The organism is Gluconobacter roseus NBRC 3990 (assembly GCF_006538885.1).
Lineage (GTDB): Bacteria > Pseudomonadota > Alphaproteobacteria > Acetobacterales > Acetobacteraceae > Gluconobacter > Gluconobacter roseus.
The window spans coordinates 194,739-209,479 of record NZ_BJLY01000003.1; the positions used below are offsets into that span (position 1 = coordinate 194,739).

The following is a 14,741-nucleotide window of genomic DNA, read 5'->3' on the forward strand; positions in this document are numbered from 1 at the left end:
CAAAGGCCGGGGGCCTTTGGAAACCGTTTAATTGGAATCGAGATCAAAGAGACCGCGTCCCTTTGCGGGGTTCCGGGGCGGAGCCCCGGGAAACGCGCCCTTACGGACGCGGTGCGTAAATCGCGCTCAGACGATCCGGCGTGCCTTCGATGCGCTCCAGATGCGGGTAACGCAGACCGTCATGATAGGGAATGGAGACCGTGCTGACATGGTCGCCGGACTTCACGATCAGGCGGATGTCCTGCTTCGGATCCTTCTGCGCGTCCGTGACAGCATGGAGCAGACGCTGCGGCGTGAAGCTCATGTCGTTGACGGCCAGGATCGTCATGCCTGGAACCACGCCTGCCTTGAAGGCCGGGCTCATCCAGTGCTCACGTCCCACATGCCCGGCGCCGTTCACCATCAGACCGAGGGAGAAGGACAGATCCGTAGCATGGCGGGCGGCTTCGCTGGCCTTGACGAAGGAGGTTGGCTTGGACGTGTAGACCAGCTTGTATCCACCATTGGTCAGGCCATCGAGCGGAGCGTGCGGCTGGATCGTGTCCAGACGGTCGTGCAGGAACTTCGCCCAGTCATAAGGCTGTACGCTGTTGAGCGTCGCAACCACATCGTCGAACTGATAGGGGCTGACGACGAAGCTGCCGCTGTTCGTGCCGAAGAAGGCTTTTGCGAAATCATCCAGAGACTTGTGACCGTCCGACAGCTTGCGGATCAGCGCATCGGCATCCAGCCAGACGAGCTGGCCTTCGACGTAATAGTCTTCCGAACGCTGCCAGTCACGCCATGAAAGCGGGGCACGCTGGGCGATGACCGGATCATTCGTCGTATCTTCCAGCGGACGCCACTGACGGCCCGTCTGGTTGTCATAGGACGCCGCCATATAGGCCAGGGCCTCGAAGCCCTGATCCTTGGTCACGAGGCCCGAACGTGCAGCCAGAACATTGCCCCAGTACTGCGTCTGTCCTTCGTAGACCCAGAGCAGGGAGCCACGCTGTGGCGTATTGAAGTTCGGGGCCCACATATCGGCCGGGCGGCGATACTTTCCGTTCCAGGAATGGGTGTATTCATGCGCCAGCAGGTCACGCGTGGGAAACGTCTTGTCCCATTCCGTGAAATAGCCCGGAGCCGCGCTGTTCTCGCTGGACTGGTGATGCTCAAGGCCGATGCCGCCGAGTTCTTCCGTCAGGGCCAGCAGGAAGTCGTAGTGGTCATAGTGATGCGAGCCGAACAGGGACGTGGCCTGACGCACAAGGTTCTGATGGGCCGCAACTTGCTGGGGCGTGGCGTCCAGTGAGTCCGGATCGTCCGCTACGACATCCAGCGAAACCGGAACATGGTCCGGGCCGGTCAGGTCGAACTTGCGGAAATAGCGCCCGGCATAGATCGGGGAGTCCACGAGCGTATTGAAGGTCGTGGCGTTGAAATGCGTCTCGTCGCCATAGGTGGCAGCACGGAGGGCCGAGCCGATCTGCCAGCCATGCGGTACCCGCACGGAGGGCTGCACCGTAATGTCGCGGGTGAAATACCCGGCCGGGTAGAGTGAAACCTGATCCCACTGCACGTTGACGATGGATGGTGTCATGACGATCCGGCCCATACCCGGTGCAATCGGGGTCATAAGCTGGAAATGCAGATCCAAACTCGGCGTGCTGGCGGAGACCGGGATGTGGAAGGCGGCGACATTAACCGTATCGCGCTTCCAGTTCAGTGTGCGGCCCCCGCTCTGCACATGCAGGCTGGCGAACTGTTCGATGACGCCTGTCGGGGAATGGTCGCCGGGGATCCACATTGGGTACAGAAGGACCATCTCGCCCTTCTGCTGCGCCTCTTTTGGCACCGGAACCGTCTCATGGATGGACATGACGTGATGGACCGTATCCGTCGCATCGACCGAAACCGTCAGGCTGCCCGGGAAGGGACGGTCCTGCGGTTCCGGGACTGGAGCCGGCATGGGCAGCGGCATGGGCTGGGTCTGGGCAAGCGCGGGAGAGACCAGACCGCTGAACGCAGTCAGGGCCGCCAGAAGGCGCAGTGAGGACATGATGATATTCCGCTTGTAAATCAAATTGCCTCAAGCCGTAACCGGCTTGGCAGAGCTTCACAAGAGGGAGTTCTGCAGTTTCCGCGACCCATCGCACAAGCCCTGCTGAAGCGTCTTCAGATCAGGGGTGGCGTGTGGATGGTCCAGCCGTTTTCGCCCGGTTCGAGATACATCGGAACAGCGTTGGGAAGGCGGACATTGACGGGGAGTGCCATTCCCGCACGCAGTCCCCTGAACAGGGCGCCGTGCGCTACAAAAAGAGGCGTGCCTCCGGCTTCGAGCTCACGGTTGATGGCCGTGACAGCGCGCTGCGTCAGGGTATGGAAGCTTTCGCCTCCTTCCAGAAGGTGGCCCTGCTCGATCCAGGGCTCGTACCAGTCTCCCATCAGCGTGCCTTCCTGAACGCCGAAACAGACTTCGGCCAGATCCTCATCCACGCGGAAAGGAAGCGCCACGCCCGCAAGGTCACGGATGGCATCGCGGGTATGGGTGGCGGTCACAAAGGCGCGGCTCAGGGGAGACGATATGATCCGGTCGAAAGGACGTTGCCCGTTCTGGAACAGTTCGGCCAGTGTGTTTCCGGCCCGTGCGGCCTGCGTCAGACCGGTTTCGTTAAGCGGAATGTCGGTCCGACCCTGCGCCAGCCCCTGACGGTTCCAGTCGGTTTCACCATGACGGAGATACCAGTAGGGCTTGGGGGCAATCTGCGACATGGGAAAGTCCGTTCACGAAGGCTGGACCGCGCAGCGAACCGTGAAAAATCAGTCGAAGAGAGAGGAGACTGAGCTTTCATCGGCAACGGCGCTCATGGCCCGGGCGAGGAGGTTGGCTGTCGTGATCTGGCGGATGTTCGGGGTCTCGAGGAGGGCCTCGGTCGCCGGAATGCTGTCAGTCAGCGTCAGCATGTTCAGCGGACTGTCTTTCACGCGCTGGCAGGCATTACCAGTCAGAACGCCGTGAGTGACATAGGCCTCGACACCTTCCGCACCGCGGGCCATGAGGGCATTGGCCGCGTTGCACAGCGATCCGCCACTGTCGATGATGTCGTCCACCAGAACGCAGTAGCGGCCGGCGACGTCACCGATGACGTTCATGACTTCTGAAACACCTGCGCGTTCGCGGCGCTTGTCGATGATGGCGAGATCCACATTCAGGCGCTGCGCGAGCTGACGCGCACGGACCACACCGCCCACATCCGGCGAGACAATGATGAGCTCACGGTCCGGCAGGCGCGTCTTGAGGTCGCGCACGAAGAGGGGCGCGGCATAGAGGTTGTCGGTCGGAATATCGAAGAAGCCCTGGATCTGCATGGCATGCAGATCCATCGTCAGGATGCGGTTCGCACCGGCTTCGGTCAGCAGGTTTGCCACCAGCTTGGCGCTGATCGGAGTACGCGGACCGGATTTGCGATCCTGCCGGGCATAGCCGAAATACGGCATGACAGCCGTGACACGCCGTGCGGAACCGCGACGCAGTGCGTCCAACATCACCAGCAGTTCCATGAGATGGTCATTCGTCGGCATGCAGGTGCTTTGCACGACGAAGACGTCCTCACCGCGGACATTTTCCTGGATCTCGACGAACACTTCGCCATCGGCAAAGCGTTTGACTACGGTCTTGCACAGCGGCATCCGCAGTTCATGGGCGACCGCACGGGCCAGCGGCAGGTTACTGTTGCAGGCTACGATCTTCATGAAAAACGGCCTCGTCCGGTGTCCGACAGGGAAGTTGCTGGCCTTCTAACAGCGCAAAGCCCCCCTGTCATCCATCCTGCCTCATTCTTTATGCGTACCAGTCGGCCAGTGTCTGCATGACATGCCGACCGGACACCCTTCGCCCGATTGGCTTCAGAACTGCCAGGCCAGACCCGCATGCAGCTTCAGACCGTTGCTCAGGGCGCTTGAGGTGTAAGAGTAGGAATAGGCCGTTCCCCATGCGCTGCTGGATCCGATATTCCGGTCACGACCATAGGATATATAGGAATAATCCCCTCCTGCCGTCAGATGGAGGCGCCGGGTCATGCGGTAGTCCATGCCAAGACCGCCCTCCCACAAAGGACGCGGCTGGTTGTTGTAGGAAACGCCGGAATTGAGGACTTCCGCCCATCCGAACCGTCCACGCAGGACGAGGCGGGATGTGAGGGCGTAATCGGCTTTCAGGCCGGCACCGGCGAAGTAAGACCCGGACCCGTAGCCGAAATCTCCATCAGCGCCGCTCGTGACATATCCGCCCTGGATGAATGGGGTCAGCAGAAAGCGGCTGGAAAACAGCAGGAAGCCTTTGCCGATTTCTCCACGATTGTCTGTCCCGTTCGAGCTGTCGTTTCCTCCCACTGAAAATCCGTATGGAGCGGAGGTGCTGGAATAGGTGCGATAACGTGATTTGTAGTTTCTCTGCCCGTCTTCAAGCGAGAAATGAAGCGCACCGTACAGGTTTTCGATTCCGAAGGCGTTGAACATGACCGAGGCGTCCGCCTGAAAGCCTGGGGTCCAGCCGATGGTGCGGTAGCGTGAAGAGCTCGCAAAGTCTTCGCTGAAGGCAGAGTGGCCCGAACCGCCAGTTTCCATCGTGCGGGTGTTGACCCCGCTGACGCTGTTGCGGAACGTACCTGTCATTGAAAGGCCGATCTCACGGTTCACGGCAATGACGGGGACCGGGTCTGCAAAGGCGGAAACGACAGGGGTAAGGCCGGCGCAGAGGGCCAGGCCGGGCAACAGCGGGCGGAACGAAAGACGCATCAGAAACTCCGGATGGGAAAAGCCGGAGTTCTGTAACAGGTGAGGCTACCAAAAGATACAAATAGTTACAAACCGATGTTTCTTACAGGTTCGCTGATGTCTTCAGGCAGCTTTCCTGGGAGCAGCTTTACCATCCGGCAGGGGCTTGTGCTCGCGGCCCGAAAAATTGGTGACGATGGTCCGCACACCCTGAGCGGCTTCGTCAGCGGCCATGTCGGCGGTATCGCCCCATGCTCCGTCCAGCGAATGCGGTACGATATCGTGGAGCTGGGTGGCAGCGCCCGCTTCTTTTCCGTCCGGGGTCAGGACATGCCAGACGATTTCGATATGATCGACCGGATGGCCGGTGTTGCCCGCTGCACCCGTCTTGAGAGCGACCGTGCCGCGGACGATGAAATCCGCGCCTTTTTCGGTCGTTGTTACCGTATTGGTCTTGTCCGGAAGTGACGCATAAAAGGCACGTGCGAGCGCAACATTCCCGTCACCGGGTGCTCCGGTAACACCTTTGAAGCAGATCTTCGCAGGCCGGTTCATAAGGCTGTGCGGGTCCTGCTGCATCATGTTGGCCTGAATCCCCGTGAGAAGCCCCGCCAGTTGTGGTGCCTCCTGAACGGCAGCCCCCTGAAGGGCAGTTTTATCACCCGCGCTCCAGCCTGCCATGTCCACGGCAGGGCCATCCGTTTCCGCCCGGACTTTCCCTTCCGGCGTCATGATGACGTAATGGGGAACAACCGCACCGCCATGGGTAGCGGCACTCATCTTCAGCCACCAGTCCCCTTTCTTGCGGGGCTGGGCGATGGCGGGAACGGATTGTCCGACCATGGCCTGCGCCATGTCATGCGCCCAGAGTGCGGCGGCATCGTCCGACAGCAGGGAATCCGTGGGTGTCGGAACGGCAAGACGGGCCGGGGGAAGATTGGCGACCGTCAGATACCTGGCCTGCTGCCCCGGATCGGCGAAGGGCCGCGAGAGACTGAAACATCCCCCCAGGGCCAGGGGAAAGCAAAGAGGCAGCAGGGTCGAACAGAGGCGGCGCATCGGCGTTCCGGTAACAGGACAGTGACCCGGCGGACTGTATGGGATTGCGGCTCCGATGTCGAAGCCGCTCCCGTTTTTACCGGCGGATCAGGATGTAGTTGATCGTCACATCAATATCGAAATGGTCGCCCTTCATGTCCGGCGGAACCGGTGGCAGATGGGCGCCCTGGAACATGCCGGTTGTCGCGGCGTCCAGCGAATAGGACCCGGACTGACTCATCAGCCGGACTGATTTCACACGGCCCGAACGGTCCAGCACCACATGCACCGAGGACGGACCATCCTCTCCGGCGCGGGCGGCCTCTTCCGGATAGTACATATGCGCCCGGATCCAGCGGTCGATCTCCCCGCCGTAATCCTCGCTGACGCCCTTGACGCTGGTGCGTGTCTGGTACGGCGCATTGATGGCGCCGTTCAGGCTGAGCGGCCCAAGGGACATGTCGATCGGACCGCCGGAGCCGGAAGCGCGGCCACGATGGCGACGATAGGGCGAGGGCTGTTCGCCGAACGACAGATCCATCGGATGCGCGAACGGATTGTTCCGGTCGGAGCGAACGGAGCGCTGGGCACGATGGGCGTGCGGCGACGTCTGCTGGCTGCGCTGGCTGGGGGCCGCGCCCGGCGTCACGGGGGCTGGCGTCGGTGCCGTCTTGGGTAGCTCTGCGGACGGTTCCTGCGGGACATCAGGCGCAGACGGCGTCTCCGGCGTCGGGACGGCCGGGGTCGGCGTGGACTGTTCCTTCTCCGGCTGCTGCTGGTTTTCCTGTGTCTCCTGCGGACTCTGTGCAGATGGCGGTGGCGGAGCGCCCCCTTCCTCGCGTGCCCGGGGACCGCGCATGCTGCTTTTTGATGGCGGCGCGTCGAAAACCATTTCGACCTGAGGCTGTTCCTGCCCGGCCGGCGAGCCATGCATGCCGTGATGCTGCATCAGGAGGAAGGCCAGAATAGCCGCGTGCAGGCCTGCGGAGAAAATGAACGGAACCGTGGGGCCGTTCTCGACGATGGTCTGCGGACGCATCATCGGCGTCAGCACCGGCCGGACCGCAACCGATGGCGGGACGTAATCTCTCAGGCGTTCGCGGGTGCCAGCGGGCGCATGCTGTGGACGTGCGGGAACGATCCGCGCCGAGGGGGCGAAGAGCTGGGGCTCGCGTTTCTGCGGCTTTCCTGACGTGACAGCGGTCGTTCCGCTCATATGCGGGACGGCCCGTCTGGAAAGGACCGGGCAGGGAACGGCCGGTCGGCGAAGAGAAGGCGGCGTCGCATCATCGCCAGACCTTTTGCACCAGGGCGGTCGGGGTTGTCATCCGGCAGGCTGGTTATCCGGGGCTGGGGGTGGACGTCTGTATTGGCGTATCATGGCAGTAATGAGCGACCCACGAAAGACACAAAGAGTCACGCAAACCTTAACTTCCGGAAAGGCTCGTCCCTAATGGCTGATTCTGCAACACTCCTCGCCGCAGATCCCGATCTTGCTGCCGTCATCGCCCGTATCGGCCCGTGCACGCTACGTGGTGATAACGGGCAGGAACCCTACGATGCCCTTCTGCGGGCCATCGCCGGGCAGCAGCTTCATGGCGCGGCAGCCCGGAAAATCTTCGGCCGTCTGTGCCTTCTCGGCGAGCAGGAAAACATGGACGGGCCGCCACCGTCTCCCGCACGGCTCCTGAGCCTGTCCGAGGAAAGCCTGCGTGCCTGTGGACTTTCGGGCAGCAAGCTTCTGGCCATGCGCGGTGTGGCGCAGGCCCGGCTGGATGGCACCGTACCCACCCGGTCTGAAGCAGCATCTATGACGGACGAGGACCTGATCGCGCGCCTCGTCATGTTGAGGGGCATCGGGCGCTGGACCGTGGAAATGCTACTGATGTTCACGCTCAACCGCCCCGATGTCATGCCGGTCGATGATTTTGGAGTCCGGGAAGGCTGGCGCAGGATCAAAGGGCTGGAGCTTCCGCCCAAACCAAAGGCTCTGAAAGAAGAGACAGCCCGTTTTTCGCCCTATCGTTCGACACTCGCCTGGTATTGCTGGCGCGTGGCGGAGGAAGGGAAGAAAACGGCTCCTAATCCGCTAACCGCCTGAGGCCCGGCTTCTATCTCAGGATGATTCCTCCAGCAGGACCGGCGGCATGGCCATGAATCGGCGGGTGTCTTCTGGAGAAAGGGGGCGGGACAGCAGATAGCCCTGCACTTCCGTGCAGCCGAGGCGCTTGAGGTAGGAGAGCTGTTCCTGGCTTTCCACACCCTCCGCCGTAACGGCCACGCCCAGATCAATGGACAGATCGACCACGGCCCGGACGATCGAGGCGGCCCGGGATTCCCGGAGCATGTCGCGAACGAAAAGGCCGTCCAGCTTGATCTTGGAGAACGGAAAGAACCGCAGATACCCAAGCGACGAGAAGCCTTTGCCGAAATCATCGAGTGCGATGGAAATCCCCGCACTCTGCAGACGGCTCAGCAGCGTGAATGTCGCAGCATCCGGCTCCATGAAGATGTTTTCGGTCATCTCGATCTGAAGGCAGCGGGCCGGGAAGCCGGTCTTTTCCAGAATCCGGAACGTGTCTTTGAGGAAGGCGGGGGCTTCAAGTTGGCCGACCGAAACATTGATCGAAAGAACCAGGCCCGGCTCCCATTCGCGGGCAAACAGGCAGGCCCGCTCCATGACATAAACGCCCAGTCTGTGGATCGGTCCGGCTTCTTCAGCCAACTGGATGATCCGTTCAGGCGGCACACGGCCATATTCGGGATGCGACCAGCGGATCAGTGCTTCGAATCCGCAGAGCTTCTGGCTCTGGGTGTTGAAGAAGGGCTGATAGACAATGCCCAGATCTCCCTTTTCAAGGGCATCGGGGAACGCGCGGATCAGGTCGCGATTCCGCTTGGCCACGGTACGCAGTTCCGGATTGTAGAAACGGTGCGTATGACCACCGAGACTCTTGGCCTCGTAAAGCGCCAGATCGCTGGCTTCCAGCAGGCTTCCGACACGCTCCGATCCGCCGACGGAGAGGATGATTCCCACGCTCAGCCCGACCGCGCAGCGTACGCCTTCGCCAATCCGGATGGGGACATTCGTCAGCGCATGGATCAGTCCCGTAGCCGTGGTGGATGCCTGGGCTGGCGTGGTCTGACGCTCAAGCAGCATGAACTCGTCACCACCGAACCGGTAGAGCCTGTGGCGTTCACTCAGCGTGCGGCTCAGGACGACCGTGACTTTCCGCAGCATCTCGTCACCGGCGGAATGGCCATACCGGTCATTGATCTGCTTGAAGCCGTCCAGATCAAGGTTGAGCAGCGCAAAAGCTTCGCCTGTGCGTTCAGCTTCGATGAGATAGGTTTCCATGTCATCGAGGAACGCGCCGCGGTTTGGCAGGCCGGTCAGCAGGTCATGCCTTGCTCTGAAGGAGGCACTCTCCTGGGCCCAGTGCGTCTGGGTCACGTCCGTTCCGACACCGCGATATCCGATGAAGCTCCGGTCCTGAAAGACCGGGCGACCGCTCAGAGACCAGAAACGCTGCTGGCCATGCAGCGTCCCGGAGACCACGATGTCACGGAAGAAGATCCGGTTGTCGAGGCACTGGCGCAGGCGGCCAAGCCCGGTCCGCTCGTCCCCATCAAATGCAGACGATCCGGCCAGATCGGACAGGATGTCAAAGAAAACCCGGTTTTCCAGCCATTCCCGGCTGTTGCCGAAGGCGGAGGCCAGACTGGCTGAAACATTTTTCAATGTTCCGGATGTGCAGGTCTCCCAGAGCCAGTCGCCGGTATCATCATCCGCATTCCAGAGCAGCAGCTGCACGATGCTGTTGCGCTGTTCCAGTGAGGATCTGCTGATGAGAAATGCCGTAAACAGCGTTCGGACCGCCATTGTCAGGGACAGGACGAAGAACAGATAAACCGCCAGTTCGATGGCGATGTAGAAATAGAATGATCCGTGGTCGATTTGCCATGCTTGGAACAGGGCGTCGCAACAGGAAAAAATCAGCATGAACGCAATGATTTCTCCCAGCCCGGTCAATGGCATCAGAGTGATGGTCGTTGCCGTCAGTCCAACCATGATCCCTGCAACAAGGACCCTGTCATTGGCATCTCCATATGGAAATACGATTGGAGGCAGCGTGATCCAGCACAGGGCGAACGCGATATTGAGACCCTTGAGGATCCATGACTGTCGGGTGTCGACGAGCTTCTCGGTCGGGATTGCGTAAAAGCAGATGTTGTAGACCAGAAGCAGAAACAGGACGGATCCGCACAGGACCATGCCGTAGGTCGGATAGTTCCTCATCAGGCAGAGGCCGGCGACGGGACCGCAACTGATTTGGGGAACGAAATGGAAGAAGTTCAGGCCACGCAGCACCCTGCAGCGTGAAAGGCGGACTCCTTCTTCCGCGCCCGGCGGAATATCCGCCCGGAAGGGAAAGAGCCGGGTTAACCGTATCCGTTTCAGCAGGTTCAGCATGGCAGTCATTATGCCGAGCATGACCGGAAAGCGAAAACAGGATCCAGCGAGACAGGCAGGGGCATCATGAACCTTCCCAATAGAGGAGGAGGGTGCCACGATGACAGGAGTTTATGAAGTTTTTCTTTGCGGCGGACGAATTTGTTGCGGGCAACATCTCCGCGCGTCGGTTATGGCACACCGGGCACGGAGATAGCCTATAAAGGATTAAGGTTTCGTTAATGTGCCATTTCGGGCACGGTGCCGTAAATCTCAAAGCTCGCTTTTTCAAACATTTCAATGCATTCGCGCATATTGGCCGTCAGAGCCGCACGCGTGATGTCCGGATCGTTGGACGGATAATAGGCGCGGGCCAGGTCCTCGTCGATTTCCAGATGGGACGGACCATCATGTTCGTGCTCGTCATGGGCCAGACCCCAGGTCCAGTGCTTCTTGGCAAACAGACTGGTGAACTTCGGCGCATGGCACAGATAGGCGGCCAGTTCTTCAGCGATATATTCCACAGCGGCCAGCCAGGAGAAGAAGATCACAGGATCTTCGCTGTCGGCATTGGCAATCAGCTTCTGGACGCTCGGAAGTGTATCATAGTGGGTTCCGAACAGGTCGAGGCCGAATTCCTTTGCTCCGTCTGCCCACAGGATGGCGTGTGAACCTTCCTCTTCCTTCATTTCGCGGACGGCTTCACGGGCTTCCGAAAAGAAAGTCTTGATGCGCGTCTGGCCAAAACGCTGGACGAGCGGCTTGATGGGAAGATGGCCGACGCGCACGTCAATAGCGCGCTCGAAAGCCTGAATAAAAGGCCACCACCCGATCATCATCGCCCGAATAGTTTCTTTATCGCCGTGGGCTGCACCTCGGGCCAGCGCGGAAGAATAGATCTTCTCGCGTGTAAAGACACGCATTTCAGAGCGATTTACCAAAGGCTCGGAGAACAGTAGAGCGTACATCCGCGTAATCCTGATGAAGTTTATTGCATGCGCCGTTCCGGCATTGATGTTGTAGTCGTTAATTTTTCAGAAAAGTAAAACTTTTACTTTAATTTTAATTGAGTTTTATTAAATTATCAAAAAATTAATATATTAGACTTTCAGTACGTTGCTTAATCGTAATGATATGAGGCATGTAAAACTGTCACCTATTGATCTGGTCTGATTTCGTAACGTCCTGCTTCAGGCGGGAGCGCGCAGGAATTCCATCATTTCCCGAAGAAACGGACGGGGCTGCTCGGCATGCAGCCAGTGTCCGGCCCCGGGCAGGGTCCGGATCAGCGCATGGGGGAAGAGCGCGCGAATCTGATCGTGATGTTCTGGCCTGACATAGGGCGACTCGCCACCACGAAGGAAAAGAACGGGCCCTTCGTAGGGTGCAATCTGCAGATTCGGCCAGTTTTCGATCGCGTGGATGTCACGGGCAAGGTCATCAAACCCGATGCTCCAGCCCGGAGCTTCGCCCAGCCGGATGTTCTGCAGCAGGAGTTCCGCGACGGCCCTGTTGCCGACGACCGGCTCCAGAAGATCCAGCCCTTCCCGCCGCTCCAGAACTGACGGAAATGTCAGGGCACCCAGTCGGGCGATCATCTCGCCATGTCCATGCCCTGTCCGGGCTGGTGCGATATCCGCAACAAGCAGCTTCGTGACGCGCTCGGGAGCAGCAAGGGCCAGCATCATTCCGACCTTCCCGCCCATGGAATGCCCCACGACGGCAAAGCGCTCGACTCCCAGATCATCCAGCGTTTCCAGCACGTCCTGCGCCATGAGCGCATAGCTGACGGGGCCGTGCGGACTGTTGCCATGGTTGCGCAGATCCAGCGCAAGAGTCCGGAAATCGGCAGCCGCGCCGCGCTGGAGGAAGCCGAGGTTCCGGGCTCGTCCGAACAGCCCGTGCAGGAAGACGACCGTTTCCGGGCCTTCGCCGCGTTCGATGACATGCAGTTTCATCAATGATCCTTCCATGACAGCTGTTGATCGCCGACGCGCTTGCCGTCAAACAGGATCACACCTGCCGCCCGGGAGCCCGCTTGTCCACCAGTCCCGCCCCTTCGCCCGCATCTCCTGACGGCTCTTCCGGCCGTTTTCAGGACAGGTCCCGCGTCCTGCGCCAGCGGATGAACCGCTTTCAGGCGCGTCTGTTCCCCCATGCGCCGTCGAATCTGCGAACCCTGGTGCGTGGAAACGAGATCTGGCTGAGTGTTCTGGCGGGATTCGTCGGGATTCTGTCGGGTCTGTGCGTTTTTGTGGTCACCCATCTGACCTTCTTCATGCACCGGCTGCTTTTTGGCGTCTCCGGCATGTCCGGGGGGCATCTGTCCGGGCTGACTACCCTGCCACCGCTTCGTACGATAGCTGTGCTGACCGGTGGCGGGCTGGCGATTGGACTGTTCGGCGTCATGATCGCAAAAATCATGCCCCGCAGTCCCGTGGACCCCATCGAGGCCAATGCACTGCATGGCGGGCGCATGTCGGTGCGGGACAGTCTGGTCATCGTCTGCCAGACGGTTCTGTCCAACGGGGTCGGCGGTTCCATCGGGCTTGAAGCCGGCTTTACCCAGATTGCTGCGGCTTTCGGTTCGCGGATTGGGCGCTCCTTCCGCGTGCGGCGTGAGGATCTGCGCGTGCTGGTAGGGGCCGGAGCGGGGGCTGCGATCGGGGCGGCGTTCGATGCGCCGGTCGCCGGCGCGTTCTATGCGTTCGAACTGGTGATCGGTTCCTATTCTCTGGGAAGCCTGTCCCCTGTGGCGGTTGCCGCGCTGGCGGGCGTGGGTGTGACGCGCTCGCTGGGGAGTGTCCCGCCGGGCATCGTTATTCCATCGCCAGGCACCCTGTCCTGGGAAGGGACGGCCGGAGCGGTCATCATTAGTGTCCTGACTGCCCTGACCGCGATCGGCCTGATGTTCTGCGTCACCCAGACCGAGGCGCTGTTTCGTAAGATGCCCGGTCCTGTCTGGCTGCGGCCTGCGGTTGGCGGTCTGATCGTGGGCGGGCTGGCGACGCTGCATCCGTCCGTCCTCTCCGCCGGGCATGAGGCGATGCGCGCTGTCTTCGCCGGAAACGTCACCGCGCAGATGGCTGTTGTCTTGCTGCTTCTGAAGGCTCTGGCATCCTGCCTGTGTATCGGGTCCGGGTTTCGCGGGGGGCTGTTTTTCGCATCGCTCTATCTCGGCTCACTGGCGGGCACGATCTACGGCACGCTTCTGGAACCGCTGGGTGTTGCGCCGGATTCCGTCACGGCCTGTGCGCTGGTCGGCATGAGTGCGATGGCTGTGGCCGTGATCGGCAGCCCTATGACCATGATCTGCCTGATGCTGGAACTGACCGGCAGCGTCTCCATGAGCGGGGCCACTCTCGTAGCCGCGGTGCTGTCGCTCCTGACCGTGCGGCGGTTGTTCGGCTACAGTTTCGCGACCTGGCGCTTCCATCTGCGCGGTGAGTCGATCCGCTCCGCCGTCGATATCGGCTGGATGCGCTCGCTCAATGTCCGCCGGATGATGCGCGGGCAGGTCCGCACCCTTCCGGCAGAAACGCCTGTAAACCGCGCGCAGGCCCTGTTCCCGCTTGGCTCGGCCCAGCGGATCGTCCTGCTTGATGGGGACGGACATTATGATGGCATGGTCCAACTGGCAGAGCTGCATGCCGTCCCGGCGTCGCAGACACCGATCGGAACGCTGGCACTGTTCCGCAACGCCATGCTCACGCCGCATATGAACATCCGCGAGGCCATCGAACTGTTCGAAAAAGCCGAGGCCGACGCCTTGGTCGTGGTCGAGGATCCGCAGTCGCGGCAGGTGATCGGAACCCTGACCGAACAGCATGCCCTGCGCCGCTATGCTGAGGAACTCGAACGCAGCCGCCGGAGTCTAGCGGGGGACGACAGCCTGCCGACCTGATCCGCCGATGCGGTCTTGCCCCTTGGCATCACGGCGTTCCCGTTTCAACATGCGGTCCCATCAGATGCCCGCTTCGGGCGCCCCAACCGGAGACCTGCCATGACCGCAACCCCCGACTCACGCCTCGCCGACCTTGAAATCACGCTGCCGGTCGCAGCCGCTCCGGTTGCAAATTACGTCACGACCGTCCGCACCGGAAACCAGCTCATCGTCTCCGGTCAGCTTCCGCTGGTGGATGGCAAGCTGCTGATCACCGGCAAGCTCGGGGACGAGGTTTCGGTTCATGCCGGTGTGGCCTGTGCCCGCGCCTGCCTGATCAATGTGCTGGCCCAGGCCAAGGCTGCACTGGACGGTGATCTTTCCCGCATCACCCGCGTTGTCCGTCTGGGTGGCTTCATCGCCTGCACGCCCGAGTTCACCGATCAGGCCACTGTCATGAACGGCGCGTCCGATCTGGCCGTCGAGGTTTTCGGTGATGCCGGCCGTCATGCCCGCTCCACGATCGGCGTACCGAGCCTGCCCGTGAACGCGCCGGTCGAAGTCGAGGCGCTGTTCGAAATCGCCTGATCACCCCGGATGGGAGAGACC

The 14,741-nt window shown here is 61.0% G+C and carries 12 protein-coding genes; 3 read left to right on the forward strand and 9 right to left on the reverse strand.

Annotated elements, in window-relative coordinates; genetic code table 11:
• Nucleotides 1-100: 100 nt before the first annotated feature.
• The 6 genes from GRO01_RS08390 to GRO01_RS08415 all read right to left on the reverse strand — a co-directional run bounded on the left by GRO01_RS08390 (nucleotide 101) and on the right by GRO01_RS08415 (nucleotide 7,012).
• Nucleotides 101-2,041: a M61 family metallopeptidase gene (locus tag GRO01_RS08390; protein WP_062510881.1), complete on the reverse strand. Its 1,941-nt coding sequence runs from the start codon at nucleotides 2,039-2,041 to the stop codon at nucleotides 101-103.
• Nucleotides 2,042-2,157: 116 nt separating this feature from the next.
• On the reverse strand, nucleotides 2,158-2,754 hold the full coding sequence (locus GRO01_RS08395; RefSeq protein ID WP_062510883.1) for a histidine phosphatase family protein: 597 nt from the start codon (nucleotides 2,752-2,754) through the stop codon (nucleotides 2,158-2,160).
• A gap of 48 nt (nucleotides 2,755-2,802) precedes the next feature.
• Nucleotides 2,803-3,735 carry a ribose-phosphate pyrophosphokinase gene (locus GRO01_RS08400; RefSeq protein WP_062510885.1) on the reverse strand — a complete coding sequence of 311 codons (933 nt, stop codon included), beginning with the start codon at nucleotides 3,733-3,735 and terminating at the stop codon, nucleotides 2,803-2,805.
• A 153-nt stretch (nucleotides 3,736-3,888) separates the two neighbouring features.
• Entirely contained in the window at nucleotides 3,889-4,779 is an 891-nt protein-coding gene (locus GRO01_RS08405; protein WP_062510887.1) for a hypothetical protein, read from the reverse strand.
• Nucleotides 4,780-4,881: 102 nt separating this feature from the next.
• Complete coding sequence (locus GRO01_RS08410) at nucleotides 4,882-5,817, reverse strand: hypothetical protein (protein WP_062510889.1); 936 nt, start codon at nucleotides 5,815-5,817, stop codon at nucleotides 4,882-4,884.
• A 76-nt stretch (nucleotides 5,818-5,893) separates the two neighbouring features.
• Nucleotides 5,894-7,012, reverse strand: a complete 1,119-nt coding sequence (locus tag GRO01_RS08415) for an energy transducer TonB (protein ID WP_062510891.1) — start codon at nucleotides 7,010-7,012, stop codon at nucleotides 5,894-5,896.
• 237 nt (nucleotides 7,013-7,249) lie between these two features.
• Here GRO01_RS08415 and GRO01_RS08420 point away from each other — a divergent pair, with 237 nt between their 5' ends.
• Complete coding sequence (locus GRO01_RS08420; protein WP_062510893.1) at nucleotides 7,250-7,897, forward strand: DNA-3-methyladenine glycosylase family protein; 648 nt, start codon at nucleotides 7,250-7,252, stop codon at nucleotides 7,895-7,897.
• A gap of 15 nt (nucleotides 7,898-7,912) precedes the next feature.
• Here GRO01_RS08420 and GRO01_RS08425 read toward each other — a convergent pair whose 3' ends face one another.
• The 3 genes from GRO01_RS08425 to GRO01_RS08435 all read right to left on the reverse strand — a co-directional run bounded on the left by GRO01_RS08425 (nucleotide 7,913) and on the right by GRO01_RS08435 (nucleotide 12,207).
• Nucleotides 7,913-10,096, reverse strand: coding sequence for a putative bifunctional diguanylate cyclase/phosphodiesterase (locus GRO01_RS08425; RefSeq protein WP_231490415.1), 2,184 nt, complete (start codon nucleotides 10,094-10,096; stop codon nucleotides 7,913-7,915).
• A 392-nt stretch (nucleotides 10,097-10,488) separates the two neighbouring features.
• Nucleotides 10,489-11,172 (reverse strand): hypothetical protein, encoded by a 684-nt coding sequence (locus GRO01_RS08430; protein ID WP_231490417.1) that lies wholly within the window; start codon nucleotides 11,170-11,172, stop codon nucleotides 10,489-10,491.
• 267 nt (nucleotides 11,173-11,439) lie between these two features.
• Complete coding sequence (locus tag GRO01_RS08435; protein ID WP_062510900.1) at nucleotides 11,440-12,207, reverse strand: alpha/beta fold hydrolase; 768 nt, start codon at nucleotides 12,205-12,207, stop codon at nucleotides 11,440-11,442.
• Nucleotides 12,208-12,374: 167 nt separating this feature from the next.
• Here GRO01_RS08435 and GRO01_RS08440 point away from each other — a divergent pair, with 167 nt between their 5' ends.
• Both GRO01_RS08440 and GRO01_RS08445 read left to right on the forward strand, forming a co-directional pair.
• A complete protein-coding gene (locus GRO01_RS08440) occupies nucleotides 12,375-14,153 on the forward strand; it encodes a chloride channel protein (protein WP_062510903.1) in 1,779 nt (592 codons plus the stop codon).
• Nucleotides 14,154-14,252: 99 nt separating this feature from the next.
• Nucleotides 14,253-14,720: a RidA family protein gene (locus GRO01_RS08445; protein WP_011252523.1), complete on the forward strand. Its 468-nt coding sequence runs from the start codon at nucleotides 14,253-14,255 to the stop codon at nucleotides 14,718-14,720.
• The last annotated feature ends 21 nt before the right edge of the window (nucleotides 14,721-14,741 follow it).